Raw genomic sequence first — 539 nt, forward strand, 5'->3', positions numbered from 1 at the left:
TGGTGCCGATGGCCGCGCCGGGCGTTGAATGGGGTCCCCCCCTGATCGATCTGCGCGGCGAGCGTCCTGGCTGGCGCGAGTGGAACCGGAAATACGGGCACGGGGACGTCGCGCCATCACATGTCAGTTTCGATTCGATGGAACATGCTGTTTCGGCGGCAAGGCGCGGAATGGGGATTGTGCTGGGCTCGGTTCCGCTGGCGTCCGGTGATCTAAAGGATGGCCGGTTGCGCAGGTTAGAGCTGCCAGAGCTGCAGACCAAGGACGGGTATTGGCTGACATGGCCCGAAGATCGGGCGCAGTCCAGAAAACAGCGCGCCCTGATCGATGATTTTCTGAAGGCGCTGCGCGGCTGAGGGCCTAGAAATCGATGGCGATGCCTTTCTTTTCCCAATCACCGTAACGGGCGGGGTCCAGCCCATCGCGCCCGCCCAGTTCCTTGGGCATTTCCCTGGCCTCGGCCCGGGCTTTTTGGCGGCGTTCTTCCGCTTCGGCCAGTGCGCGTTGGGCGGCGGGGGGCAGGTCTTTGCGGTCGTCAC

General features: G+C 64.2%; 2 protein-coding genes. One reads left to right on the forward strand and one right to left on the reverse strand.

Annotated elements, in window-relative coordinates; all coding sequences use genetic code 11:
• Positions 1-356, forward strand: a 356-nt coding sequence (locus ACR0C6_RS22180) for a LysR substrate-binding domain-containing protein (protein ID WP_480621360.1), incomplete at its 5' end; no start/stop codon positions are given.
• A 4-nt stretch (positions 357-360) separates the two neighbouring features.
• Here the strand turns inward: ACR0C6_RS22180 and ACR0C6_RS22185 are convergent.
• Positions 361-539, reverse strand: a 179-nt coding sequence (locus ACR0C6_RS22185) for a DUF1674 domain-containing protein (protein ID WP_480621362.1), incomplete at its 5' end; no start/stop codon positions are given.

It is taken from the genome of Ruegeria sp. AL12 (assembly GCF_056540885.1).